The organism is Jiella sonneratiae, assembly GCF_017353515.1.
GTDB lineage: Bacteria > Pseudomonadota > Alphaproteobacteria > Rhizobiales > Rhizobiaceae > Jiella > Jiella sonneratiae.
In genome coordinates this window covers 369,172-392,599 of the sequence record NZ_JAFMPY010000004.1, presented here as the reverse complement: position 1 = coordinate 392,599, position 23,428 = coordinate 369,172, and the positions used below count along the sequence as shown (strand labels likewise).

Sequence of the window (23,428 nt, the reverse complement as noted above, 5' to 3'; positions counted from 1 at the left end):
CAGATGCGGTTCGATGATCTCCCATTCCTGGTCGCTCAGTTCGTGACGGCGCATGGCAATCTCCTTTCAAAGGAGATTGAATCAAATCAACCACCGAACGTGAACCCGGTTATGGGGATGCGACCTAGACGAGGGGACGTCGCCGGGGCACGGTTTCCCGCATTCGTTCAATCTTTGAGAGAGGGTCCCATGCAGGGCGTCACCGTCATCGACCACCCGCTGGTGCAGCACAAGCTGACGATCATGCGCAACAAGGAGACATCGACGGCGAGTTTCCGGCGGCTGCTGCGGGAGATCTCGACGCTGCTGTGCTACGAGGTGACGCGCAGCCTCGACCTGACGACGATGCGGATCGACACCCCCCTCGCCACCATCGATTCGCCGACGCTCGAGGGCAAGAAGCTGGTCTTCGCCTCGATCCTGCGGGCCGGCAACGGCCTCCTCGAAGGCATGCTCGACCTCGTTCCCGCAGCCCGCGTGGCGCATATCGGCATCTACCGGGACCACGAGACGCTGCAGCCGGTGGAATATTACTTCAAGGCGCCGGAAAATCTCGCCGACCGGCTGGTCATCGTCGTCGACCCGATGCTGGCGACGGCCAATTCCGCCATCGCCGCGATCGAGAAGCTGAAGCAGCGCGGCGCCCGCAACATCCGCTTCCTGTGCCTTTTGGCAGCACCGGAGGGGATCGAGAGGTTCCGCGCCGCGCATCCCGACGTCGAGGTCTTCACCGCCTCCATCGACAGCCACCTCAACGAGAAGGGCTACATCGTCCCGGGCCTCGGCGATGCCGGCGACCGCATGTACGGGACGAAGTAGCCGCTTCGCCGGGCCGCGGCCGGCTCGTCAGCGCGCCGCGGCGGTGGCGACGGCGTCGTTGGCGGCGGCCGGCACCGGGGCGGAGGCGCACCAGCCGTAGCGCTCGATGAAGCGGCTGGTCTGCAGCGCGCTCATCGGCCGGGCGAAGAGGTAGCCCTGGCCGAGTTCGCAGCCGGCGGCGTCGACCAGGCCGAGCAGTTCCTCGGTCTCGATGCCCTCGGCGACGACGGTCGCGGAGATGTCGCGCGCCAGGCTGCAGATCGCCCGGACGATCGCGGCGCTCTTGCCCTCCTGGTTCATGGTCGACACGAAAGACTTGTCGATCTTGATCTTGTCGAAGCGGTACTGCCGCAGATAGCCCATCGAGGCGTATCCCGTGCCGAAGTCGTCGAGCGCGATGCCGACGCCGAGCGAGCGCAGTTCGTCGATCACCGTCTTGGCGTTGGCGTTGCGGATCAGCACCGTCTCGGTGATCTCGAGGATCAGCCTGTGCGCCGCGACGCCGTGGCGGGCGAGCGAGTTCTTCACATGCGACACGAAGGCCCTGTCTCCGAGTTGCACCGCCGAGACGTTGACCGAGACGGTGAGCTGCCGCGGCCAGTTCGCCGCGATCGCCAGCGCCCGGTCGAGCACGAAGCGGCCGATCTCGACGATCGCCCCGGTCTCTTCGGCCAGCGGGATGAAGAAGTCGGGCGCCAGCCTGCCAAACTCGGGATGATGCCAGCGCAGCAGCGTCTCGAAGCCGTGCGCCCGCAGGGTCCCGACGTCGACGATCGGCTGGAAGACGGTTTCGAACTCGCCGCGCGAGACCGCGCTGGCGATGTCGCGCTGCAGGCGACGGCGCTGCTCGAGCCGGCTGCGGAACTCGTCCGTCGCCTGGACGATGGCCGCGCCGCCGCTGCTCTTCGCCGCATACATCGCCGCATCCGCCTCGAGCAGCAGCGCCTCGAGGTCCCGCGAGCCGTCCTTCGAGGCCGCGAGCCCGATGCTCAACGTCGGACGGCGCTCGTCGCAGGCGGTCCCCTGCAGCACGGCGAGGCGGCGCGTCACCATGGTGCAGGCGGTTTCGGCCCGCTCATGCGCCCCCGGCCCGACGAAGAGCAGCGCGAACTCGTCGCCGCCGATCCGGGCGACCTCGCTGCGCAGGCCGGTCACCTCGCGAAACAGCGCTCCGAGCTGGCAGAGAAGCTGGTCGCCGCGCTGATGGCCGCAGCTGTCGTTGATCTCCTTGAACAGGTCGACGTCGACGACCGCGATGGCGATCTCCTTAGCCCCTGCGGCGCGATGCGACCAGTCGCGGAAGGACGCGCGGTTCGGCAGGCCGGTCAAAGGATCGGTGAGCGCCTGGCGGCGGAAGTACAGCTTCTGGCTGACCAGCGTGGCGAGGAGCAGGAAGCCGAAGCCGCAGAGCAGCCTGACGCTGATCCCGACATCGACGAGCGCGCTGGACAGCCGCGTGCGCCAGCCTTCGATGATGTCGCCCTGGACGGCGTTGGCGGTCGTCGCGAGCCGCGAGAAGGTGCGGGCGAGGGTCTCCAGCCGGCCGGCCATCTGTTCGGCCATCGCCGGACCTGCCGTCCGCGGCAGGCGGGCCGCGATCTCGTCGCAGGTCGCGGCGAGTTCGTCCCGGGCCGCGACGGCGTCCTTGAACGGCCGGCCGTTGATCGTGACGGGCAGCGTGTCGAGCCGGGTCTTCACCACCGCGAAGCCGATCTCCAGCTCGTCGCGGTCGGCCCGGCCGGCGCCGAAACCCTCGACGAGCCGTGCCAGCTTCTCGACCTCGATCTGGGCCCGCGAATAGTCGAAGGTGGCGTTGTAGGCGGAAGCGTCGAGCAGGCCGCGCTGATAGTTCTGCGTCTCGACCGAGGCTTCGATCGCCGCAAGCGCGAGAACCACCGTCCCCGCGAACAACGCGGCGACGAACCAGGTGCCGCCCGCCAGCCGCCTGAGCGAAAACCACCTCATGACATGTCGATTTCGACGAGTTGCCAGACGGCGCGGCTGTAATATTGCTGCGACTGCAGCCGCCGGTCGGCATCGAAGGGGAACATCACGAAGACCGGGCCCTTGTTCGCCACCGCCATGAACCGGCCGTTCTCCCGGATCGCGAGGATCGCCCCGGCCTCGGTCAGGAGCGAGCGCTCCGCCGTCACCAGATAGTCGTTCAGCGCGGCGAGGTGGAAGCGTTCGCCCGTTTCGCCGAGGCCGGCGAGAAACGCCGCGACCGTCGGCCCCTCATAGGTCGTCGCCTCGCTGGCCCAGGGGGTGTGGGTGACGATCTTCGTCTGCGGCATCGCCGCGAGGTCGGCCCGGCTGAAGCGCGCCAGCGTGACGCCGCCGCGCTTGACCGCGAGGATCGGCCGGTCCGGATCGTCGAGACCGCCGCCCGATCTCGCGACCGACGGCGCGCCGACACAGACCATCGCAGCGACTGCCCCGAACAACGCTCGTCTCGTGATCGCCATCGCACCCGTCTCCCAAGTCACGTTACGTGATCTGAAATGCGGGATATGTCATTTCCATTGAGTTACTTTTCGCAGCGAGGATCGACCGGTGTCCGGCTCTTTCCCGACGAAGTGAATCGGGCGTTGGCGCTACGTCCGCGATTTTGCGCAAGTTCGCTAAGCATTCCGCACGAGCCGGCGCGCGGCCCGTGCGGCGGCCGGCAGTCTCGGGTGAACGGCCCGCCCGGCCCGTGGCGCGAAGATTTTTTCGACTGCCGGCGACGAACGGCTGCGGCGGGGCGCAAAAGCCGGTCTGCGGTTTGCACTTTCGGGTCATCGGCCAACGAGAGGCCGCCCCGAACAAACCAAGGAGAGACCGACATGATCCGCAACGCCATCATCGCCCTCGCCACCGTCGTCACCGCCGGTGCCGCCCTTTCCGCCCCGGCCAGCGCCAACGGCTACAAGTCCTACCACAGCGACTACGACTACGATTACGTCCGCTACGAGAAGGTCTGCCACTACGAGAAGGTCAAGGTCTTCGGCGGCTACGACGAGTGCGGCAACAAGATCTGGATCTGGAAGCGCGTCAAGTCCTGCCACTGAGCCGCAGCCTGCCTGATCGCTCCCCCGCTGTCCGGCGATCCCCCTCCCCCGGTCCCCTCCCGCCGGTGCCGGACAGTTCATGGAAACCGCCCCGTCCTCCCCGGGGCGGTTTCTTTTTTGCGCCGCTGTCGTGCCGCTCCGACGCCGCGCCGAGGCGCCTTCGAGGGAAAAAATCGTGGTGCCGCAACGTCATGGATTGGAACGGTCGGGCCGCTTTCCGGTTTGCCTCACCCGAAGCGCATCAATCGCTGAACCGAGGTAAGTACCCATGAAGTCCCATCGCACCATGCTGACGCTCGCCGCCGCGAGCGCGCTTTCCCTGCCGCTGTTCGCCATGCCCGCTTCGGCGGCGGTCAACGTCGGCACGCTCGGCTGCCACAGCAAGGGCTCCACCGGCTTCATCGTCGGCTCGTCGGAAGATCTCGTCTGCGAATTCACGCCCGCCGGCGGCGGACAGCCCGAGGTCTACGCCGGAACGCTCGACACCTTCGGGCTCGACGTCGGCGTCACCGGCCGGACGGTGATGACCTGGGCCGTCGTCATGGCGGATGGCGGCGCCTACCAGCAGAGCGCCCTTTCCGGCACCTATGTCGGCGCGAGCGCCGATGCCTCGGCGATCGTCGGCGGCGGCGCCAACCTCCTCGTCGGAGGCGCCAACGACAGCTACACGCTGCAGCCCGTCAGCGTCCAGGCGCAGGAAGGCATCAACGCCGCCATCGGCGTCGCCAAGCTGGAACTGCAGCCGGCGCAGGCCGTCCCGGCGGTGAAGGCGCCGGTCGCCGTGCCGGCCGAGCCCGTCGCGCCGGGCGTCGTGCGGCCGGAGTAAGGCTTGGCCGACGGCGACGCGACCATGATCGAGACGAAAGAGGGCGGTGCCGGCCGGTGCCGCCCTTTTCCTATGCGCCGCGTCGCCCGGCTCGGGAGGCCGGTCGCGGACGGGCCGGCGATGCGGACGTCCCGATCGCCGCAGCTTTTTGGGCTTTGACCTGAAATCCGCTATCGGTTTTCGACGACGTTCGAATCGGCAAAGGCAGATCATGACCATCCGCGTGCACAAGGGCGACCTTCCCGATCTCTCCCGCTACAGCGGACCCGTCGCCATCGACACCGAAACCCTCGGTCTCGACACGAGGCGCGACCGGCTCTGCGTGGTCCAGCTTTCGCCGGGCGACGGCACCGCCGACATCGTGCAGATCGCCAAGGGCCAGAAGGAGGCCCCGAACATCGTCTCCCTTCTGAAGGATCCCGCCCGGACGAAGATCTTCCACTATGCCCGATTCGACGTCGCCGCGCTCTATCACGGCTTCGGCGCGATGACCCAGAACATCTTCTGCACCAAGATCGCCTCGCGGCTGACGCGGACCTATACCGACCGGCACGGCCTGAAGGATCTCGCGCGCGAACTGGTCGGCGTCGACCTCTCCAAGCAGCAGCAGTCATCGGACTGGGCGGCGGAGACGCTGTCGCAGGCGCAGGTGGAATATGCCGCCTCCGACGTCCTCTATCTCCACGACATCATGGGTGTTCTCTACAAGCGCCTCGACCGCGAGGATCGCATGGACCTCGCCAAGGCCTGCTTCGCCTTCCTGCCGACGCGGGTGAAGCTCGATCTCGCCGGCTGGGGCGAATCCGACATCTTCTCGCACTCGGTCTGAGGCCGCGGCAGGTCGTCGCGGCGAGCCTGCGAGGCGCCGCCCTTATCGGCGGATTTACCGAAGCTGGCGAATGTGCGCTTTGCGGCGAAAGGCGTCGCAAAACAGATACCTTTCGGCTTCCGGAAACGCCACATGCGGCGGGGAAAAACCCCAACCGATCTCGAAAGGATCGCCGCCATGGTCCGCCGCCTGTTCTACACCGAAACCGCCCAGACCCTCGCCGTCACGGCCATGCTCTTCGCCGCCGTCGCGGCGACCGCCGGCTTCCTCCATCTCGTCGGTTGAGGACGGCGAAGCGGCACCCAGGCGCCGCGATCTTGATCAGATCATGATCCGGCGGAGGGCGGCGTCCGGCGCACGCCGCCCCTGCCACTGCTTCGGATAGCCGAAGGACACTTCCTCGAAGCGCACGCCGTCGATCGTCCGTGTCGACGGCATGTGGAGGTGGCCCGAGACGACCACGGACGCATTGAAGCGCCGATGCCAGTCCTCGGTCGCCACCGTGCCGCACCACAGCGAAAATCGCGGGATGCGCGGCGGCCGCGCGAGTTCCTCCCGCAGCGGCCAGTGATTGACGAGAATGCGCGGCACGTCCTCGTCCCCGAGCGCCGCGATCCGGGCCGCCGTCGTCTCGCAGCGCTGCCGGCACCAGTCCGAGCGGCTCGCGAACGGCTCGTGCGCCAGGAACTGCTCGTCCGAACAGCGCACGCCGCTCCGCTTCGCCCAGTCGACGGCCTCCTCGAAGGCGACCTCCGGCGGGCGGAAGGAATAGTCGTAGAGGAGGAACATCGGCACCAGACGCGCCGGCCGGCCGTCGACGTCGAGCAGCGGATAATCGTCCTCCGGGGTGAGAACGCCGTAGTCCCGGCAGAGATCGACGAAGGCGTGGTAGCGGGCCTCGCCCCGCGGCGCTGCGACGCCGGGCTCGGCCTCGCGCTCGCCGACGGCCCAGAGTTCGTGATTGCCCGGCACCCAGACCAGGCGCTCGAACTTCGGCGCGAGACTCTCGAAGGCGAGGCGCATGTGGGCGAAGGTCTCGCCGACGTCGCCGGCAAGAATCAGCCAGGCATCGCGCCGCGGCTCGATCTCGGCGAGCGCCTCGCGATTTCCGGCAAAGCCGAGATGCAGGTCGGCGACGGCGAAGAGCTTCACCGGACCTCTCGCGCCGGTGCGGCGACGAGTGTCGCCTCGCCTTCGCCGCGTTCCGGCATATCCGCCGCAAAGGGCGCCGCGCGCCAGAACCGCACGCCGAGCACCGGCTCGGCGGAAGACACCGCGAGGGCGAGCCGGTGCGACGTTCCGATCCGCCGCCTGAGAAAGCGCCAGCGGGCCGGATCGTCGGGACAACGCGCCGAGAACCGGATCGCCGGCGCGGGGCCGGAAAGATCGTAGGCAAAGCCGTCCAGCGGCAAGGCGAGCCCCATGCCGCGCGCCTTGATGTAGGCCTCCTTGAGGGTCCAGAAGGCGAAGAAGCGCTCGGTCAGTTCGGCGCCCTCGGCGGAGCGGACGTGGCGCGCCTCGCTCTCGGCGAAGTATCGTCCGCACAGATCGGCGGGCCGGCTGGTGCGGTCCGGCCATTCGACGTCGACGCCGAGATCGCAGGCGTAGCCGACCGCGAGGGCGACGAGCCCGCGGGTGTGCGAGAGGTTGAAGACGAGGCCGGGGGCGAGCCCTGCCTGTTCCGCCGCAATCGCCGGGCGCCCGTAGGCGTTCGCCTCGAACCGCCAGTCTTTCGGCTCTATCGGCGCGTGACGGGACAGCGTCCGTCGCACGAGGACCCGGCCGGCGAGATATTCCTGCCGCGCGCCCTCGACCTTGAAGCGGTCGTACCTCTCCCGCTCGGCCGGCGCGAGGATCGCGAGCCAATCCGCAGCGTCTTCCCCCGTGGCGGGAGCCGGGTCGGCGAGGTGGACGTCGATGCGGGACGGGTCGGACAAGGCGATGCGTTCGGCTGCGTTCGGACGGCGGCGGCGCGGCGGGGCCGGTGCGTCAGCCGGCGGTGACCGGCATCGACAGCGACCACAGCGCCGAGAAGATCAGGCCGAAGAAGATGATCCAGCCGAACACCGAGTTCGACTTGAACAGGCCGAGGCACTGCTCGGGATCGTCGATGTCGAGGCTGACGATCTGCCAGATCATCTGCACCGCACCGACGCCGAGCCCGGCATAGGCCGGCCAGGACGGGCCGCCATTGTCGCCCATCGCCGCGGCGGAGAAGGCGGCGAGGAACAGGATGATCGTGCCGAGATAGAGGATCGCCAGCGCCTCGCGCGTCCGCTCGCCGAACAGCCGCGCCGTCGAGCGAACGCCGACGAGGGCGTCGTCCTCCTTGTCCTGATGGGCGTAGATGGTGTCGTAGCCGATGGTCCAGAGGATCGAGCCGGCATAGAGCAGGAGAGGCGCCAGCGACAGCGAGCCCCAATGGCCGGCCCAGCCCATCAGCGCGCCCCAGGAGAAGGCGAGGCCGAGGCCGAGCTGCGGCCAGTCTGTCACCCGCTTGAGGAAGGGATAGATCGCGACGGTCAGCAGCGACATCAGGCCGATCAAGACCGCGAAGGGATTGAACTGGATCAGCACCCAGAAGCCGACGAGCGACTGCATGACCAGGAACATCTTGGCCTGGCGGCGGCTCACCCGGCCGGAGGGCAGCGGCCGCGAGCGCGTGCGCGCCACCCGGTCGTCGATGTCGTGGTCGACGAGGTCGTTGTAGGTGCAGCCGGCGCCGCGCATGGCGATCGCGCCGACGAGAAACAGGAACAGGTGCCAGAGGCTCGGCAGGCCGGTGTGGACGGCGCTCGGCGCGATGGCCTGCGGCGCCAGCGCCGCCGACCACCAGCAGGGCCACAGAAGCAGCTGCCAGCCGATCGGCCGGTCCCACCGGGCGAGTTGCGCGTAGGGCCAGACGGCCCGAGGCAGCCAGCGATAGACCCAGTTGTAGACCGGTGCGTCGGAAACCCGGTCGGATGGTTCAGCCAGGCTGGTTTTCAGATTCGCCATAGGCACACAGTGTGTGCATCGATGCTGCAGTCAAGTGAAAATCGCGCCGCAAACCCGGCAGGGGCGGTTTTTCGGCGAAATCCGGCGCTTGACCTTGCCGCCCGATCCCCCCTATCGCCTGACGCACGACGACACCCGCGACACGAGCCACCGCCTCGGGCGACAAGAGACAGCGCATGAACGTCCTCCTCATCGGCTCGGGCGGCCGGGAACACGCTCTCGCCTGGAAGCTCGCCCAGTCGCCGCTTCTCGGCACGCTCTTTGCCGCCCCGGGCAATCCCGGCATCGCCGCCTCGGCGACGATCGTCGCACTCGACGTGGCGGATCACCGGGCGGTCGCCGCGTTCTGCCACGAAGAAGCGGTCGAGCTCGTCGTCGTCGGTCCCGAGGCGCCGCTCGTCGCCGGCATCGCCGACGACCTGACGGCCGCCGGCATCGCCGTCTTCGGCCCGACCGCCGCGGCGGCGCGGCTGGAAGGCTCCAAGGGCTTCACCAAGGACCTGTGCTCGCGCCACGACATCCCGACGGCCCGCTACAAGCGCTTTTCCGACGTGGCGGCGGCGAAGGCCTATCTCGACGAAACCGGCTTTCCGATGGTGATCAAGGCCGACGGCCTCGCCGCCGGCAAGGGCGTGACCATCGCCGCGAACCGCAGCGAGGCATTGGCGGCGATCGAGGACTGCTTCGGCGGCGCCTTCGGCGGGCCGGGCGCCGAGGTGGTCATCGAGGAATTCCTCGAAGGCGAGGAGGCGAGCCTCTTCTGCATCTGCGACGGCACGCGGGCGGTCGTCTTCGGCACGGCCCAGGACCACAAGCGCGCCTTCGATAAGGACCGCGGCCCGAATACCGGCGGCATGGGCGCCTACTCGCCCGCCCTCGCGCTCACCGACCGGCTGCTCGACCGGGCGATGGCCGAGATCGTCGAGCCGACGCTGCGGGGCATGGCTGAAATCGGGGCGCCGTTCCGCGGCGTCCTCTATGCCGGGCTGATGCTCACCGAGACCGGGCCGAAGCTGATCGAATACAACGTCCGCTTCGGCGACCCCGAGGCGCAGGTGCTGATGATGCGGCTGGAGAGCGATCCGCTGCCGGTCTTCCTCGCCGCCGCGAAGGGCGATCTTTCGGGAGTGACGCCCTCCTGGTCGCGCGATCGGGCGCTCACCGTGGTGATGGCCGCAGAGGGCTATCCCGGCAGCTATCGCAAGGGGACGGAGATCCTCAGCCTGCCGGCCGACGACGCCAGGACCCGCATCTTCCACGCCGGAACGACCCGCGAGGGCGATCGCCTGCTGGCGTCCGGCGGCCGCGTCCTCAACGTCACGGCGCGCGGCGCGAGCGTGCGCGAGGCGGCGGCCCGGGCCTATGCCGCGGTCGAGGCGGTCGGCTGGGACGACGGGTTCTTCCGGACCGACATCGGACATCGGGCGATCATGGTCGAAGGGGCCTGAGCCGCGTCCCGCCGGCTGATATCAGACGGGCCGCCCGGTCACCCGCAACTCACCCGGTCCGCTCGCTGGCGCGAACGAAGTCAGCGCCGATGCACACATTGCCGGCGGGCCGGCGGATGCCGCGAGAATGCCCACACGTCAGTCGCCCTTCCCGGCTGCGGTTTCGATCAATTTCCACGGGGCAGGCCGGAAGGCGAAACTCCGGCGGCGGCGGCCTACTGCTTCGGCCAGGCGTAGGCGATCTTGCGCAGCTTCGTCTCCTTGAAGCATTCCTCGCCGGCGGCGACGGCGACGCCGCCGAGCCGCTCGTAAAAGCCGGTCGCGAGGCTGTTGTCTTCCAGCGCCCAGACGGCGTGGCTCGCCATGTCGCGGTCGCGCAGGAGTTTCTGGCAGGCAGAAAAAAGGCGCCGGCCAAAACCGACGCCCTGATACGACCGCTTGAGGTAGAGTTCGTAGATCTCGCCGTCGACCGGCAGCGCCTCGGTGCGGTTGCGCCCCATGGTCGCGTAGCCGACGGTTTCGCCGCAATAGTCGACCACCAGGATCCCGGCGCCGCCGTGCACGGCCCGCTGCCACCAGCCCGAATGGCGCCGCGCGACGATGGCGTTGAGACTGTCATGGGGGATCAGCCCAGCATAGGCGCCGCGCCAAGCGTCTTCGTGGACGCACGCGAGGGCGGCGGCGTCCTTCTTCTCGGCAAATCTGATCGCAGTCGTGATCGTCGGCATCGCTTCTCAACTTTCGAAACGCGGATTCGATCCACGCATTCGAAAAAATTTTTGCTTCGGTCGGGAAGAAGCCGCCAATGGGCCTGTCGACTCCCGTCCGATGCGCCTCACCGGCGCCCGAGGACGCCCTCCGCCAGGGCCTTCTGGATGCCGGCGATGTTCGACCGGCGCGACAGTTCGCGGGTCAGAGGCGGCTGGCCGCTCATCCAGATCGTCATCTCGGAATCGGTGTCGAAGGTGCCGGCGGTCTCGATCGAAAAGGTGGTGATCGCGCGATACGGGATCGACTGGATCGTCCGCTTGCGCCCGGTGACGCCCTGCTTGTCGACGATGACGAGACGCAGGTCGGTGAAGACGAGGATGTCGCGCACGACCATGAAGGCGAGGACGATCTCCTCGCCCTCCACCATGATCGGCTGAAGGTCTGAACGCACCTGCTCGACGTCGACGTCGCTGGTGAGGCCCATCAGGCCGGATAGTAGTCCCATCGCCGCTTTCCCGCTTCTCGTTCGACTGCGTCGCATGCGGCCGGGATCCTCCGTCCGCCGTCGCGACCGAGATAAGTCGCGCGGCGGCGAAGTCCGCCGCCGACATTAATTTTCCGTTCTCCCTTGATCGGAAAATCAACGTTCCAGTTAGCCGCCGGGTGGGTACGATCGTTTCGACACCGCGGGCGCGACGGCGCCCGAGAGCGTCTGTGCGCCCGCGTCGGCGCCAGGAGAGGACGACGTGAAGAACGGCATAACCCACCTCTACATTCCCGGCCCGACCAACGTTCCCGACCGCGTCCGGCGCGCCATGAACGTGCCGATGCAGGATCAGCGCAGCCCCGACATGCCGGACCTGACGCTCGGGCTGTTCCGCGACCTGAAGACGGCCTTCCGGAACGGCTCCGGCCGGGTGTTCATGTTTCCCTCGTCGGGCACCGGCACCTGGGAGGCGGCGATCCAGAACACCCTTTCGCCCGGCGACAAGGTGCTGATGGCGCGTTTCGGCCAGTTCTCCGGTCTCTGGGTCGAGATGGCGAAGCGCCTCGGCCTCGACGTCGAGGCGGTCGAGGTGGAATGGGGCAAGGGCGTGCCGCTCGATGCCTATGAGCGGATCATCGCCGCCGACGCGGCACACGAGATCCGCGGCGTCTTCGTCACCCACAACGAGACCGCCACCGGCGTGACGTCGGACATCGCGGGGGTGCGCCGGCTGCTCGACGCCCACGGACATCCCGCCCTGCTCTTCGTCGACGGCGTCTCTTCCATCGCCTCGATCGACTTTCGCCAGGACGAATGGGGCGTCGACCTCGCGGTGGCCGGATCGCAGAAGGGCTTCATGCTGCCGGCCGGCCTGTCGTTCCTCTCGGTGTCGGAAAAGGCGCTGGCGGCGAACCGCGACAACCGGCCGAAGATGGCGCGCAGCTATTTCGGCTTCGCCGAGCAGATCGCCATGAACGACCAGGGCTATTTTCCCTACACCCCGCCGACGCAGTTCTTCCACGGGCTGCGGGTCTCCCTCGACATGCTGTTCGAGGAAGGGCTCGAAAACGTCTTCGCCCGGCATCACCGGCTGGCCGAGGGCGTGCGCCGCGGTATCGCGGGGCTCGGCCTGAAGCTCGTCGCCGCCGGGCCCGAATGGTATTCCGACACGGTCTCGGCGATCACCGTGCCGGAGGGCGTCGACGCCAATCAGGTGCTGAGGATCGCCTACGAGCGCTACCGGACCTCGTTCGGCGGCGGTCTCGCCCGGCTCAACGGCAAGGTCTTCCGCATCGGCCATCTCGGCGATCTCAACGAGGTGATGTGCCTCGGCGCGCTCGCCGCCGCGGAAATCGCCCTTTGCGACGCCGGCGCGAAGATCGTGCCCGGCGCCGGTGTCGCCGCCGCAAACGCCTACTACCGCGAGGCGCTCGCAAAGCAGCGGGACGACGGGCAGGCCGCAGCCTGAGGCACGGTCCCGGAAGCTGCGAAGCATCACCAGAGCGGGACGAAGGCGTCGAATTCAATCCACCGGGCGTTGACCGGGCTCCTTCCCCGGATCGACCGCGACGGGCGTCCGCCTCGCGCGGGCGCCCGTGTCCGCTGCGGGACTATCCGATCGGCGGGCCGTGAGGATCAGCGGTTGAGAAAGGCCGCGAAGGCCGCCCGCGCTTCGTTCGAGCGCAGCCGCGCGGAGAAGATCTCGATCTCTTCGTCCATGCGCCGAACGACGTCCTCGCGCCGGCCCCGCAACAGCTCGCGCGCGGCGCGCAGGGCCTCGGGCGGCTTTTCCGTCAGCGCCTCGGCCGCCTTCCTCGCCTCGCTTTCCGGATCGGCGACGACCTTGTTCACGAGGCCCGCCTGCCGTGCGGCCTCGGCGTCGAAGGCTTCGCCGAGAACGAGCAGCGCGAAAGCCCGTTGCGGCCCCATGATGCGCGGGGCGATCAGGCTGGAGGCGGCCTCGGGCGTCACGCCGAGGTCGAGAAACGGCGTCCGGAAGACCGACCGCTCGCTGGCGAAGGCGAGATCGCAGTGCATCAGCAGCGTCGTCCCGATGCCGATCGCGAGCCCGTCGACGGCGGCGAGCATCGGCTTGCCGAAGCCGGCGACGGCGTGGAGGAAGTCGCGCACCTCGCCCGGCAGCGAGCCGCCCTCGGCGATCGCCATGAAGTCCCTGATGTCGTTGCCGGCGCAGAACGCTCCCGGCACCCCGGCGAAGACCACGGCGCGGACCGCCTCTTCGCGGGAGGCCTCGGCCAGCGCCCCGGTCATCGCCGCATACATCTCGCGGTTGATCGCGTTCTTCTTGTCGGCCCGGTTGAGGCGGATGGTCGTCACCCCGGCCTGCGTGGTCGCTTCGATCAGTGTGGACATCAGACGGGCTCCCCGACGAGACGATCATGGGCGGCGGCAAGGCTCGCCGCGCCCGACACCACCTTGCGGCGCAGCCCCCCGGTCTCGACGACGAGGTTTTCCGCAAAGAAGCGGCACAGCGCGGCGCGCTCGCCGCTCGTCTCCGCGAGCGCTCCCTTGGCGAGGAGAACGCCGCCCGAGGCGAGGCCGAACAGCCTGAGATAGGGCGTCGCTCCGGCGAGCGCGGTCTCGGTCTCGCCGGCACGGAGCCGTTCGAGGAGATGGTCCGTCGCGGCCCTGAGGTCCGCCATGCCTTCCGCCAGACAGGCCGCGGTGTCGCCGAACTGCGGCGCGTTGCGGCCGCGCAGCTCGTCGACGACGGCGTCCAGCTCGCCGAACAGCGCCGCCACCGCCCCGCCGCCCGACTGGCCGATCTTGCGGGTGACGAGGTCGATCGCCTGGATGCCGTTCGTCCCCTCGTAGATCGGCGTGATGCGGGCGTTGCGCATGAGCCGCGCGGCGCCGGTCTCCTCGACGAAGCCCATGCCGCCGTGAACCTGGATGCCGAGCGAGGCGACGTCGCAGGCCGCGTCCGTCGCAAAGGCCTTGGCGACCGGGGTCAGGAGGTTGGCGCGTTCCTGCCAGGCCCTCGCCTTGTCGGCGTCGCGGTCCTGGTAGCCGCGCGCCCGGTCCGTCGCCATGGCGCAGCAGAAGGCGATGGCGCGGGAGGCGTCGGTGAGCCCCTTCATCGTCAGAAGCGTGCGGGCGATGTCCGGATGGCCGAGGATGGGGCTCATTGCGCCGGACTTTTCCGCCGAGGGCGCGAGCCGCGTCGCCTTGCCCTGGTGCCGCTCGCGGGCATAGGCGAACGCCTTTTCGCAGGCCGCGTCGGCGATGCCGACGCCCTCCATGCCGACCATCAGCCGGGCGTTGTTCATCATCGTGAACATGCAGGCGAGGCCGCGATTCTCCTCGCCGACCAGCCAGCCGACGGCGCCGGCCTCCTCGCCCACGACGGTCCCCTCGCCGAACAGCATGGTGCAGGTGGGAGAGGCGTGGATGCCGAGCTTGTGTTCGATCGAATGGCAGACGACGTCGTTGCGCCGGCCGGGCCGGCCGGTTTCGTCGGGCAGGAACTTCGGCACCAAAAACAGCGAAATCCCCTTCACCCCCGCCGGCGCGTCCGGCAGCCGGGCGAGGACGAGGTGGACGATGTTCTCGGTGAGGTCGTGCTCGCCATAGGTGATGTAGATCTTCTGGCCGAAGATCCGGTAGCTGCCGTCGTCCCGCCGCTCGGCGCGGCTGCGCAGCGCCGCGAGGTCGGAGCCGGCCTGCGGCTCGGTGAGGTTCATCGTGCCCATCCACGCGCCGGAGACGAGCTTTTCGAGATAGACCCGCTTCAACTCCTCGGACCCGTGCCGGTCCAGCGCCTCGACCGCCCCGACGGTCAAAAGCGGGCCGAGCGCGAAGGGCATCGATGCGTGGTTCCACATCTCGGCGACGGCGGCGGCGAGCGCCGTCCCGAGTTCCTGGCCGCCATAGGCGGCCGGCCCGGACAAGGCGTTCCAGCCGCCTGCCGTCCAGTCGCGATAGAGCTCCTTCCAGCCGTCCGGCATGGTGATCGCGCCGTTTTCGAAGCGCAGGCCCTGGCGGTCGCCGACCGGATCGAGCGGCGCCATGCGCTCGGCGGCAAAGCGCGCGGCCTCGTCGAGCACCGCCTCGACGAGATCCGGAGCAAGCTCCGGAAACAGCCCCTCCTCCATCGCCGCGTCGAGCCCGGCGATCGTCCTCAGCGTGAATGCGATGTCCTTCACCGGCGGTTGCGGCATCGTCCCGTCTCCTCCTTCGTCGGCCCCGGCCGCGCCGGCCGGGGGGCGGACCCTCTGCGATTCAATTCTTCGTCGGCCCCGCAATTTCGCGTCGACGCCCTGCCATGCCTCGCCATATGAAGCGCCTGCAGGGCCGGCCGGCGATTCGTCATCCGACAGGGTTTCGACTGCAAGGAACCGGGCGGCCTGTTCGGCCATTCCGGCGATGAGGCGTCAGGGAGGTGTCGATGCGGCTTGTTCGGTTTGGGGATCGCGGTGCGGAGCGTCCCGGCCTCCTCGACGAAACCGGCGTCGTCCGCGATCTGTCCGAACAGATCGCCACGCTCGACGGGCCGATGCTCGATCCCGACCGTCTGGCGTCGCTCGCAGCCATCGATGCCTCGACCCTGCCGAGCGTGCCCGAGGGAACGCGGCTTTGCAAGCCGGTCGACCGGATCGGCAAGATCGTCGGCGTCGGGCCGAACTATTCCGACAGCGCCAAGCTCGCCGGCTTCCGCATCAATCCCGAGCCGACGATCTTCCTCAAGGCCGCGACCAGCGCCTGCGGACCGAACGATCCGATCGAGATCCCGAAGCTCGCCAACCGCGTCGACTGGGGCGTCGAACTCGCCGTGGTGATCGGCCGCGTCGCGAAATATGCCGGGGTCGAGGTCGCCGAGCGGGCGATCGCGGGCTACTGCCTCGCCAACGACGTGACCGAGCGGAATTTCCAGCTGCAGCGCGGCGGCCAGTGGACCAAGGGCAAGTCGCACGACACCTTCTGCCCACTCGGTCCGTATCTGGTGACGCCGGACGAGTTGCGCGAGACCGACAGCATCGAGCTCTGGCTCGACGTCAACGGCGAGCGCCAGCAGATCGGCTCGACGGGCGAGATGATCTTCAAGATCCCCTATCTCGTCTCCTACCTCTCCCGCTTCATGCGGCTGGAACCCGGCGACGTGATCCTGACGGGAACCTTTGCGGGCGTCGGCCTCTCCTACGATCCGCCGCGCTTCCTGAAGGCCGGCGACCGCATCCGCCTGGGCGGCACCCGGCTCGGCGAACAGGACAATCTCTGCGTCTCGATCTGAGGCGACCCTGCCGATAAACCGCTCGCAAGCATCGCCGGACGGACCACCCCGCGCGGCGCCGGCCGGTCGCGCCGCGGACGGCCGCTTTGAACTACTGGCGCCGGCTCGCCCCTTATGCGGCGGAGGCGTCACCCCTTCAGCCGCTCCCAGCCCGGATGCGGGGTAAAGCGCGGGCCGTGCTTGGCCGCAAGTTCGCGCATCCTCGCGACGATCGCGTCGATCCCCCGCTGGCGGGCATAATGGACGGGCCCGCCGCGGAACGGCGCAAAGCCGGTGCCGAAGATCATCGCGCCGTCGGCGATCTCCTCGTCGGTGATCACCTTCTCGTCGATGCAGGCGACGACGGCGTTCAGCATCGGCAGGATCAGCCGGTCGACCATGTCCGGATCGTCCCTGGAGCCGTCGGGCAGCGCCTCGGGGGCGATCTTCTTCGGCTTGCCCTCGCCGTCGTAGTCGTAGAGGCCCCGCCCGGTCTTGCGACCGAGGCGCTTCTCCTCGACCATCCGCGTCAGCCAGTCCGGCGCGGCGGGCAGCGTATCCTCGCCGAGGCGTTCGCGCAGCGAGGTCGCGACGTCGAGGGCGATGTCGAGGCCCACCTGGTCGGTCAGTTCGATCGGCCCCATCGGCATGCCGAACTCTTCGGCGCGCCGGTCGATCCGCTCCTTGGCGATGCCCTCGTCGAGGAGGACGAGCGCTTCCGCCATGTACGGCGTCAGCGCCCGGTTGACGAGGAAGCCCGGCGCCGAGGCGACGGGCGCCGGCAGCCGCGAGATCTCCGCGGCGAAGGCCGTCGCCCGGCGCGCCGTTTCCGGCGAGATGCGATCGTGGCTGACGATCTCGACGAGCTGCATGCGCGAGACCGGGTTGAAGAAATGCAGGCCGACGAAGCGCGAGGGATCCCGCATGCCGGATGCGAGGTCCTGCAGCGGCAGGGCCGAGGTGTTGGTGGCGAGCAGCGCCCCTTCCTTCAGCTTCGGCTCGATCCCGGCATAGATCTTGTGCTTCAGCTCGATCTTCTCCGGCGCCGCCTCGATGACGAGGTCGGCATGCGCGACGCCGAGACCCTCGGGGTCGGGAATCAGCCGGTCGAGGGCGTCGCGAACCTTCAGCGGATCCTTGACGACCTTCTCCAGCATCGCCGCCGCCTTCTTGACGGCCGCGCCGATCGGCTCGAGCCGGATGTCGCCGAGCGTCACCCGGAAGCCCTGCCCGGCCGCCCAGGCGGCGATCTCGCCGCCCATCGCCCCGGCGCCGATCACGTGGACGTGGCGGACGCCGGACGAGCCGTCCTTCAGGCCCTTCATCTTCTCGCGCAGGAAGAAGACGCGGACGAGGTTCTTCGAGGTCTCGCTCTCGATCAGTTCCGCGAAACTGTCGATCTCGGCGCGCTGCATCGCCTTTTCGTCGCCGCCATGGGCTTCCCAGAGATCGATCAGCCTGAAGGGCGCGGGATAGTTCTCCTGCCGGGCCTTTTCCGCGGTCTTCTTGCGCATGGTGCGCGCCGCGATCTGGCGCGCCGGCCTGAAGCCGAGGGCCCGGCCGGCCAGCGACGGGGACTTGCGGCGCAGATCGCCGTAGAAGGCGGCCTCGACCGCCGCCGCGACGTGCCTCTCCTCGACCACGGCGTCGACGAGGCCGATCGAGCGGGCGCGCCTTGCCGGCATCGCCCGGCCGGTCAGCATCATCGTCATCGCCTCGATGGGATCGGCGACGGCCGGCGCCCGGAAGGTGCCACCGAGGCCGGGGTGCAGGCCCAGCATGACTTCCGGAAAGCCGAGCGAGGCGTCGGAGACGGCGATGCGCCGGTCGCAGGCGAGCGCGAGTTCCAGCCCGGCGCCGAGACAGTGGCCGTGGACCACCGCGATGGTGCGGCAGGAGAGCCGCGCCAGCCGGTCGAGCACCTGGTGGCCCTGCTCCAGCGCCGCCTTGATCTCCGCCGCCGACGCGCCGACGAACTGGTTGATGTCGGCGCCCGCGGCAAAGCCCGCCTTCTTGGCGGAGCGGATGACGAGGGCGGCGGGCTTCTCCCGCTCGAAGCGGTCGAGGTGCTGGTTGAGTTCTTCGAGCACCGGACGGTCGATGGTGTTGACGCGCTTGTCGGTGCGGTCGAGCACCATCCAGACGATGCCGTCGTCGTCCCTTGCGACGCGGAAATGGCCGGTCGGCTCGGCGTTTCGCGCCGGCCCGAGTTCGAGGGAGCGCTCGGAAAGAGCGTTCAGCATCCTGCCCATGTCGTAGCGTTTCCGTTCGTCGCGTTGCTTCTTGTTCTGAAATGGCACCGCCCCTCGGGGGCCGTCGTCACGCCGCTTCGAGCATCATCGCCCCGCCGAGCCCACCGCCGATGCACTGGGTGGCGATGCCGCGCTTCCCGCCGAGGCGCTTCAGCGCGTTGGCGAGATGCAGGGTGATGCGGTTGCCCGACGTGCCGACCGGATGGCCGAGGGCGATCGCCCCGCCGTCGACGTTCAGCCTGTCGCGCTCGATCCGCCCGCCCTTGCCTTCGAGACCGAGAACGCCGTCGGCGATCTCCGGCTGGTCGAGTGCCGCGACGCAGGACAGCACCTGCGCAGCGAAGGCCTCGTTGAGCTCCCAGAGGTCCACCTCGTCGACGCTCATCTGCTGGCGCCGCAGGATCGGCGCGACCGCCGTCACCGGGCCGAGGCCCATGATCGAGGGATCGAGCCCGCCCCAGGCGGAATCGACGATCCGCGCCAGCGGCTCGAGGCCGTATGTCTCGACCGCCGCCTCGGAGGCGAGGACGACCCAGGAGGCGCCGTCGGTGATCTGCGAGGAATTGCCCGGCGTCACCTTGCCGTATGGCTTCTCGAAGGCCGGCCGCAGCCTGGCGAGATCCTGCACGGTCGTCGCCGGGCGGATCCCGTCGTCGTGGTCGAAGGCCCGGCCGTCGCGGGCGACGGCGGGAAGCATCTCGTCCTTCAGCCAGCCGTTCTTCGTCGCCTCGCCGAGCCGGCGGTGGCTCTCGACGGCGTAGGCGTCGGCCTCGCGGCGCGAGACGTCGAAGAAATGCGCCAGGATCTCGGCCGTCTGGCCCATGTTGAGGTCGGTAATCGGGTCTGTCAGGCCGCGCTCCAGCCCGATCACCGGCTTCAGGTAGCCGGGCTTCAGCCCGGCGAAGGCCTTCGCCCGGTCGCCGACCGACCGTGCCCGGTTGAGGGCCGCGAACCATTCGACCGCGCCGCGCCGCAGCACCAGCGGCGATTGGCTGAGCGCCTCCGTCCCGCCGGCGAGCACGATCTCGTGGGTCCCGTCCTCGATGGCGCGGAACCCGGTGTCGAGCGACTGCATGCCGGAACCGCAGTTGATCTGGACCGTGAAGGCCGGCGTCTCGTCGGAAATGCCGAGGCGCAGCGCCGCGACGCGGGCCGGGTTCATCTCGTCGGCGACGACGTTGACGCAGCCGAGGATGACGAGGTCGATCGCCGAGACCGGAAAGTCCTGGCGCAGGAGCAGCGGCCGGCCGCACTGGACGGCGAGGTCGACCGGGGTGAAGGGGCCGGGGCGTCCGCGCGCCTTGATGAAGGGCGTGCGGGCGCCGTCGACGAGATAGACAGGGCGTTGGTTCACTCGGCGGCCTCGCGCGAATGCAGGGTCTTGTCGCCGGACCGGCGCTGCGTGGCGTGCTGGTCGGCGAGCGGCGAAACGTCGTGCGCGTCGTAGGCGTCGACCGCGACCACCCGGGCGACGGCTTCCTTCACCTTCACGAGGCGCTCGTACTCCGCATCGGTGATAACGCCCTGATCGCGCGCGGCAAGGGGATCCTTGACCTTCCTGTCGCGCATCTTCTTCTCGATCGGCGCGGCATCGCAGACGAGTTCGAAGGCGTGTTCGAGGTCCTTGACCGGATGGTCGGCGTGGCGCTCGCCGAGATAGAGGTCGGGCGTCAGCCGGTCGCGCTGCGAGGACGGGCGCATCATGATCGCCGCCACCTCGCTGGTCAGCTCGTCCGAGGGCTCCTCGTAGGGAACGCCGAGCGGGAAGGCGAGAAACCGGACCAGCACCGCCGCCCAGCGCGCCGGCAGGTTGTCGAGCACGCCGTTGAAGGCGAGGCCGAGCCGGCAGTAGCCCTTCTCCATGACGTATTCGACCAGCGGCCGGTCGGCTTCCGGCCGCCCCTCCACCTCGAAGCGCTTGAGCGCCGCGCCGAGCAGGTAGAGTTCGGAGAGGATGTCGCCGAGCCGGGCGGAGAGCATCTCCTTGCGCTTCAGCGCGCCGCCGAGCGTCAAGAGCGACAGGTCGGAGAGCAGCGCGAAGGCGGCGGCATAGCGCGACAGCTGGCGCCAGTGGCCGGTGAAGGCCGCGTCCTTCGGCGCCGGCGCGGCGAGGCCGCCGGTCCAGCCACGGGCGAAGCTGCGCCAGGCGGTCTTCACCGAATGGCCGACATGCGCCCAGAAGTGCCGGTCGAAATCGGCGAGCCCCTTCTCGCGGTCCGCCTCGGACAGCGCCAGCATCTCCTTCAGCATGAAGGGATGCGCGCGGATCGCGCCCTGGCCGAAGATCATCAGGTTGCGGGTGAGGATGTTGGCGCCCTCGACGGTGATGCCGATCGGCACCGACTGGTACATCGGCGCGAGATAGTTCTTCTCGCCCTCGATGATTCCCTTGCCGCCGTGCACGTCCATCGCCCGCTCGACGCATTCGCGCATCCGGTAGGTGGCGTGGGCCTTCATGATCGCCGAGAGCACCGAGGGCTTGTGGCCCTGGTCGAGGGCGGCGACCGTCAGCCGGCGCGCCGCGTCGATCAGATAGGCGTTGGCGATGATCTCGGCGAGCGGCTGCTGGATGCCTTCGAACATGCCGATCGGCACGCCGAACTGCGTCCGCACCCGCGCATAGGCGCCGGTGACGCGGGCGCAATAGGCCGCGGCGGCAGCCGATTGCGAGGGCAGCGAGATCGACCGGCCGGCGGCCAGAGCCGTCATCAGCATCGTCCAGCCCTGGCCGATCTGGTCGGTGCCGCCGAGGATCCAGTCGAGCGGAACGAAGACGTCCTCGCCGGTCAGCGGGCCGTTCTGGAAATAGGTGTGGAGCGGAATGTGCCGCTCGCCGTGGCTGACGCCCGGATGCGAGGTCGGCAGCAGCGCTACGGTGATGCCGAGGTCCTCGCCGCGGCCGAGATGGTTCTCGGGGTCGTACATCTTGAAGGCGAGGCCCATGACCGTCGCCACCGGGCCGAGGGTGATGTAGCGCTTGTGGAAGTTCAGGCGGATGCCGAGAACCTCCCGCCCCTCGTGCATGCCGTAGCCGACGACGCCGGTGTCGGTCATCGCGGCGGCATCCGAGCCGGCGTCCGGCGAGGTCAGGCCGAAGCAGGGGATGTCGCGGCCGTCGGCGAGGCGCGGCAGCCAGTGGTCGCGCTGCTCCCTGGTGCCGAAATGCAGGAGCAACTCGCCCGGGCCGAGCGAGTTCGGCACCATGACGGTGACGCCGGCGACGACGGAGACCGACGAGACCTTGCGCACGATCTCGGAATGGGCGGTGTTGGAGAAGCCGAGGCCGCCATATTCCTTCGGGATGATCATGCCGAAGAACTTCTTCTCGCGCAGGAACGCCCAGACGTCTTCCGGCAGGTCGTGGTCGCGCGAGGCGATCCGCCAGTCGTCGATCATCCCGCAGAGCTCGTTCACCGGCCCGTCCATGAACGCCTGCTCTTCCGGCGACAGCCGCGCCGGCGGCGTCGCGATCAGCTTGTCCCAGTCGGGATTGCCGGAGAACAGCTCGCCGTCCCACCAGACCGTGCCGGCGCTGATCGCCTCCTCCTCGGTCTTCGAGATCGACGGCATCACGCCCTTCGCCCACTTGAAGATCGGGCGGGTGATCTTGTCCTTGCGAAACGACATGGAACGGCTCCCTTTCAGCTCCTGCCGGGGATGGTGGCGAAACCGCCCCCCGGTTCCGGCGCGCCCACGCACATAGCCAACTTTTACGTAAACGTCAAAACTTCCGACCCCGTTTCGTCCTTCCGGCCCCGGCCCGGCGCCACGACGCTCGGGCGCCAAGGCGGAAACGACCGCCATGGCGAGACGCGGACGGTCGGTCGGCGGGCGCCTCTTGCCGCATACCCCGACGCCACCACCCGGCCTGGCTTTCCTGCCGGGCCGGCAGCGGCCTTTCCCGTCGGAGATAGGGCCCTGTCTCGCAACGGGGACGTGGCTCCGGCCGTTCCGACGCACTAAATCGTGACGGACGACAGGCGCTTCGGGATCCGGCGCGCTTCTTCGAACGTCTCATGGAGTAGCCCGATCGTGTTGACCGTCCACCATCTCAACAATTCCCGCTCGCAGCGGGTCCTGTGGCTGCTGGAGGAGCTCGGCGCCCCCTACGAGGTGAAGCACTACCAGCGCGGCAAGGATTTGCAGGCGCCGCGGGAACTGAAGCAGATCCATCCGCTCGGCAAGTCGCCGGTGATCACCGACGACGGCCTCACCCTGGCCGAGACCGGCGCGATCGTCGAATACCTGCTCGCAAAGTTCGGCGACGGCCGGCTGATGCCGCCGGAAGGCAGCGGCGACTACTGGCAGGCGCGCCACTTCCTGCATTATGCGGAGGGCTCGGCGATGCCGCCGCTGTTCCTGATGCTGGTCCTGCAGATGATCCCCGACCGGGCGCCTTTCTTCGCGCGGCCGATGCTGAAGACTGCCATGGAAAAGGTCGACGAGATGCTGGTGAAGCCGCAGATGGCGCTGCATCTCGACCATTGGGAGCGGGCGATCGCCAAGACCGGCTGGTTCGCCGGACCAGCGATGAGCGTCGCCGACGTGATGATGAGCTTTCCGGTGGAGGCCGCCGCCCAGCGCTTCGGCTACGAGGCGCATCCGCGCCTGCGCGAATTCCTGCTGCGCATCCACGAGCGGCCGGCCTATCGCCAGGCGCTGAAGCGGGGCGGGCCTTATGCCTATGCCTGAGAACAAGGCGGCATCCGCGCCGTCACCCTGAGGCCGGACGCATCGGGGGTGGATCTCGCGGCCGACGGCCGTAAAATGACGCAGCGT

22 protein-coding genes are annotated in these 23,428 nt (G+C 68.9%); 9 read left to right on the top strand and 13 right to left on the bottom strand.

Annotation, left to right across the window (positions count from 1 at the left end):
* Window positions 1-189 precede the first annotated feature (189 nt).
* Window positions 190-819, top strand: a complete 630-nt coding sequence (upp, locus tag J1C47_RS05860) for a uracil phosphoribosyltransferase (RefSeq protein WP_207349775.1) — start codon at window positions 190-192, stop codon at window positions 817-819.
* A gap of 27 nt (window positions 820-846) precedes the next feature.
* Here upp and J1C47_RS05855 read toward each other — a convergent pair whose 3' ends face one another.
* Both J1C47_RS05855 and J1C47_RS05850 read right to left on the bottom strand, forming a co-directional pair.
* Window positions 847-2,784, bottom strand: coding sequence for a putative bifunctional diguanylate cyclase/phosphodiesterase (locus J1C47_RS05855; RefSeq protein ID WP_207349774.1), 1,938 nt, complete (start codon window positions 2,782-2,784; stop codon window positions 847-849).
* Window positions 2,781-3,284: a putative pterin-binding protein gene (locus tag J1C47_RS05850; protein WP_207349773.1), complete on the bottom strand. Its 504-nt coding sequence runs from the start codon at window positions 3,282-3,284 to the stop codon at window positions 2,781-2,783. Before J1C47_RS05850 ends, J1C47_RS05855 begins: the two co-directional genes overlap by 4 nt.
* A 360-nt stretch (window positions 3,285-3,644) precedes the next feature.
* Between J1C47_RS05850 and J1C47_RS05845 the strand changes: the two genes are divergently transcribed.
* From J1C47_RS05845 to J1C47_RS05830, 4 genes are all read left to right on the top strand, one after another.
* Entirely contained in the window at window positions 3,645-3,869 is a 225-nt protein-coding gene (locus J1C47_RS05845) for a hypothetical protein (RefSeq protein ID WP_207349772.1), read from the top strand.
* Between the two features lie 268 nt (window positions 3,870-4,137).
* Window positions 4,138-4,695, top strand: coding sequence for a DUF992 domain-containing protein (locus tag J1C47_RS05840; protein WP_207349771.1), 558 nt, complete (start codon window positions 4,138-4,140; stop codon window positions 4,693-4,695).
* Between the two features lie 211 nt (window positions 4,696-4,906).
* A complete protein-coding gene (locus J1C47_RS05835) occupies window positions 4,907-5,524 on the top strand; it encodes a ribonuclease D (protein WP_207349770.1) in 618 nt (205 codons plus the stop codon).
* 132 nt (window positions 5,525-5,656) lie between these two features.
* Window positions 5,657-5,809, top strand: a complete 153-nt coding sequence (locus J1C47_RS05830) for a hypothetical protein (protein WP_207349769.1) — start codon at window positions 5,657-5,659, stop codon at window positions 5,807-5,809.
* A gap of 36 nt (window positions 5,810-5,845) precedes the next feature.
* Here the strand turns inward: J1C47_RS05830 and J1C47_RS05825 are convergent, their stop codons facing one another.
* The 4 genes from J1C47_RS05825 to J1C47_RS05810 are packed head-to-tail and all read right to left on the bottom strand — an operon-like array spanning window position 5,846 to window position 8,699.
* Window positions 5,846-6,676 (bottom strand): metallophosphoesterase, encoded by an 831-nt coding sequence (locus J1C47_RS05825; RefSeq protein ID WP_207349768.1) that lies wholly within the window; start codon window positions 6,674-6,676, stop codon window positions 5,846-5,848.
* Window positions 6,673-7,461 carry a 4'-phosphopantetheinyl transferase family protein gene (locus tag J1C47_RS05820; protein ID WP_207349767.1) on the bottom strand — a complete coding sequence of 263 codons (789 nt, stop codon included), beginning with the start codon at window positions 7,459-7,461 and terminating at the stop codon, window positions 6,673-6,675. Before J1C47_RS05820 ends, J1C47_RS05825 begins: the two co-directional genes overlap by 4 nt.
* A 52-nt stretch (window positions 7,462-7,513) precedes the next feature.
* Entirely contained in the window at window positions 7,514-8,521 is a 1,008-nt protein-coding gene (ubiA, locus tag J1C47_RS05815) for a 4-hydroxybenzoate octaprenyltransferase (protein ID WP_207349766.1), read from the bottom strand.
* On the bottom strand, window positions 8,493-8,699 hold the full coding sequence (locus tag J1C47_RS05810) for a hypothetical protein (RefSeq protein WP_207349765.1): 207 nt from the start codon (window positions 8,697-8,699) through the stop codon (window positions 8,493-8,495). Before J1C47_RS05810 ends, ubiA begins: the two co-directional genes overlap by 29 nt.
* Between J1C47_RS05810 and purD the strand changes: the two genes are divergently transcribed.
* Window positions 8,698-9,969: a phosphoribosylamine--glycine ligase gene (gene purD, locus J1C47_RS05805; RefSeq protein ID WP_207349764.1), complete on the top strand. Its 1,272-nt coding sequence runs from the start codon at window positions 8,698-8,700 to the stop codon at window positions 9,967-9,969. The two genes, J1C47_RS05810 and purD, sit on opposite strands and share 2 nt — an antisense overlap.
* A 215-nt stretch (window positions 9,970-10,184) precedes the next feature.
* Here the strand turns inward: purD and J1C47_RS05800 are convergent, their stop codons facing one another.
* The gene (locus tag J1C47_RS05800; protein ID WP_207349763.1) at window positions 10,185-10,697 is read right to left on the bottom strand and encodes a GNAT family N-acetyltransferase; all 513 of its coding nucleotides are present in this window, start codon (window positions 10,695-10,697) and stop codon (window positions 10,185-10,187) included.
* 107 nt (window positions 10,698-10,804) lie between these two features.
* Window positions 10,805-11,185: a PH domain-containing protein gene (locus J1C47_RS05795; protein WP_207349762.1), complete on the bottom strand. Its 381-nt coding sequence runs from the start codon at window positions 11,183-11,185 to the stop codon at window positions 10,805-10,807.
* A 241-nt stretch (window positions 11,186-11,426) separates the two neighbouring features.
* Here J1C47_RS05795 and J1C47_RS05790 point away from each other — a divergent pair, with 241 nt between their 5' ends.
* Window positions 11,427-12,635: an aminotransferase class V-fold PLP-dependent enzyme gene (locus J1C47_RS05790; protein WP_207349761.1), complete on the top strand. Its 1,209-nt coding sequence runs from the start codon at window positions 11,427-11,429 to the stop codon at window positions 12,633-12,635.
* A 167-nt stretch (window positions 12,636-12,802) separates the two neighbouring features.
* Here J1C47_RS05790 and J1C47_RS05785 read toward each other — a convergent pair whose 3' ends face one another.
* Both J1C47_RS05785 and J1C47_RS05780 read right to left on the bottom strand, forming a co-directional pair.
* A complete protein-coding gene (locus J1C47_RS05785; protein ID WP_207349760.1) occupies window positions 12,803-13,540 on the bottom strand; it encodes a crotonase/enoyl-CoA hydratase family protein in 738 nt (245 codons plus the stop codon).
* Window positions 13,540-15,348 (bottom strand): acyl-CoA dehydrogenase family protein, encoded by a 1,809-nt coding sequence (locus tag J1C47_RS05780; protein ID WP_207349759.1) that lies wholly within the window; start codon window positions 15,346-15,348, stop codon window positions 13,540-13,542. Before J1C47_RS05780 ends, J1C47_RS05785 begins: the two co-directional genes overlap by 1 nt.
* Window positions 15,349-15,575: 227 nt before the next feature.
* Here J1C47_RS05780 and J1C47_RS05775 point away from each other — a divergent pair, with 227 nt between their 5' ends.
* Complete coding sequence (locus J1C47_RS05775; RefSeq protein ID WP_207349758.1) at window positions 15,576-16,418, top strand: fumarylacetoacetate hydrolase family protein; 843 nt, start codon at window positions 15,576-15,578, stop codon at window positions 16,416-16,418.
* Between the two features lie 128 nt (window positions 16,419-16,546).
* Here the strand turns inward: J1C47_RS05775 and J1C47_RS05770 are convergent, their stop codons facing one another.
* From J1C47_RS05770 to J1C47_RS05760, 3 genes are all read right to left on the bottom strand, one after another.
* The gene (locus J1C47_RS05770) at window positions 16,547-18,649 is read right to left on the bottom strand and encodes a 3-hydroxyacyl-CoA dehydrogenase NAD-binding domain-containing protein (protein WP_207349811.1); all 2,103 of its coding nucleotides are present in this window, start codon (window positions 18,647-18,649) and stop codon (window positions 16,547-16,549) included.
* Between the two features lie 67 nt (window positions 18,650-18,716).
* Entirely contained in the window at window positions 18,717-20,003 is a 1,287-nt protein-coding gene (locus J1C47_RS05765; RefSeq protein WP_207349757.1) for an acetyl-CoA C-acetyltransferase, read from the bottom strand.
* On the bottom strand, window positions 20,000-22,276 hold the full coding sequence (locus tag J1C47_RS05760) for an acyl-CoA dehydrogenase (RefSeq protein ID WP_207349756.1): 2,277 nt from the start codon (window positions 22,274-22,276) through the stop codon (window positions 20,000-20,002). Before J1C47_RS05760 ends, J1C47_RS05765 begins: the two co-directional genes overlap by 4 nt.
* A 405-nt stretch (window positions 22,277-22,681) precedes the next feature.
* On the opposite strand from J1C47_RS05760, the gene J1C47_RS05755 reads away from it, so the two are divergent.
* Window positions 22,682-23,341: a glutathione S-transferase N-terminal domain-containing protein gene (locus J1C47_RS05755; protein ID WP_207349755.1), complete on the top strand. Its 660-nt coding sequence runs from the start codon at window positions 22,682-22,684 to the stop codon at window positions 23,339-23,341.
* Window positions 23,342-23,428: the final 87 nt, after the last annotated feature.

Excerpts from the sequence above, each read along its gene's own strand:
- upp (WP_207349775.1), top strand. The coding sequence starts at position 190 with ATGCAGGGCGTCACCGTCATCGACCACCCGCTGGTGCAGCACAAGCTG.
- J1C47_RS05855 (WP_207349774.1), bottom strand. The coding sequence starts at position 2,784 with ATGAGGTGGTTTTCGCTCAGGCGGCTGGCGGGCGGCACCTGGTTCGTC.
- J1C47_RS05850 (WP_207349773.1), bottom strand. The coding sequence starts at position 3,284 with ATGGCGATCACGAGACGAGCGTTGTTCGGGGCAGTCGCTGCGATGGTC.
- J1C47_RS05845 (WP_207349772.1), top strand. The coding sequence starts at position 3,645 with ATGATCCGCAACGCCATCATCGCCCTCGCCACCGTCGTCACCGCCGGT.
- J1C47_RS05840 (WP_207349771.1), top strand. The coding sequence starts at position 4,138 with ATGAAGTCCCATCGCACCATGCTGACGCTCGCCGCCGCGAGCGCGCTT.
- J1C47_RS05835 (WP_207349770.1), top strand. The coding sequence starts at position 4,907 with ATGACCATCCGCGTGCACAAGGGCGACCTTCCCGATCTCTCCCGCTAC.
- J1C47_RS05830 (WP_207349769.1), top strand. The coding sequence starts at position 5,657 with ATGCGGCGGGGAAAAACCCCAACCGATCTCGAAAGGATCGCCGCCATG.
- ubiA (WP_207349766.1), bottom strand. The coding sequence starts at position 8,521 with ATGGCGAATCTGAAAACCAGCCTGGCTGAACCATCCGACCGGGTTTCC.
- purD (WP_207349764.1), top strand. The coding sequence starts at position 8,698 with ATGAACGTCCTCCTCATCGGCTCGGGCGGCCGGGAACACGCTCTCGCC.
- J1C47_RS05810 (WP_207349765.1), bottom strand. The coding sequence starts at position 8,699 with ATGCGCTGTCTCTTGTCGCCCGAGGCGGTGGCTCGTGTCGCGGGTGTC.
- J1C47_RS05800 (WP_207349763.1), bottom strand. The coding sequence starts at position 10,697 with ATGCCGACGATCACGACTGCGATCAGATTTGCCGAGAAGAAGGACGCC.
- J1C47_RS05795 (WP_207349762.1), bottom strand. The coding sequence starts at position 11,185 with ATGGGACTACTATCCGGCCTGATGGGCCTCACCAGCGACGTCGACGTC.
- J1C47_RS05785 (WP_207349760.1), bottom strand. The coding sequence starts at position 13,540 with ATGTCCACACTGATCGAAGCGACCACGCAGGCCGGGGTGACGACCATC.
- J1C47_RS05780 (WP_207349759.1), bottom strand. The coding sequence starts at position 15,348 with ATGCCGCAACCGCCGGTGAAGGACATCGCATTCACGCTGAGGACGATC.
- J1C47_RS05775 (WP_207349758.1), top strand. The coding sequence starts at position 15,576 with ATGCGGCTTGTTCGGTTTGGGGATCGCGGTGCGGAGCGTCCCGGCCTC.
- J1C47_RS05770 (WP_207349811.1), bottom strand. The coding sequence starts at position 18,649 with ATGGGCAGGATGCTGAACGCTCTTTCCGAGCGCTCCCTCGAACTCGGG.
- J1C47_RS05760 (WP_207349756.1), bottom strand. The coding sequence starts at position 22,276 with ATGTCGTTTCGCAAGGACAAGATCACCCGCCCGATCTTCAAGTGGGCG.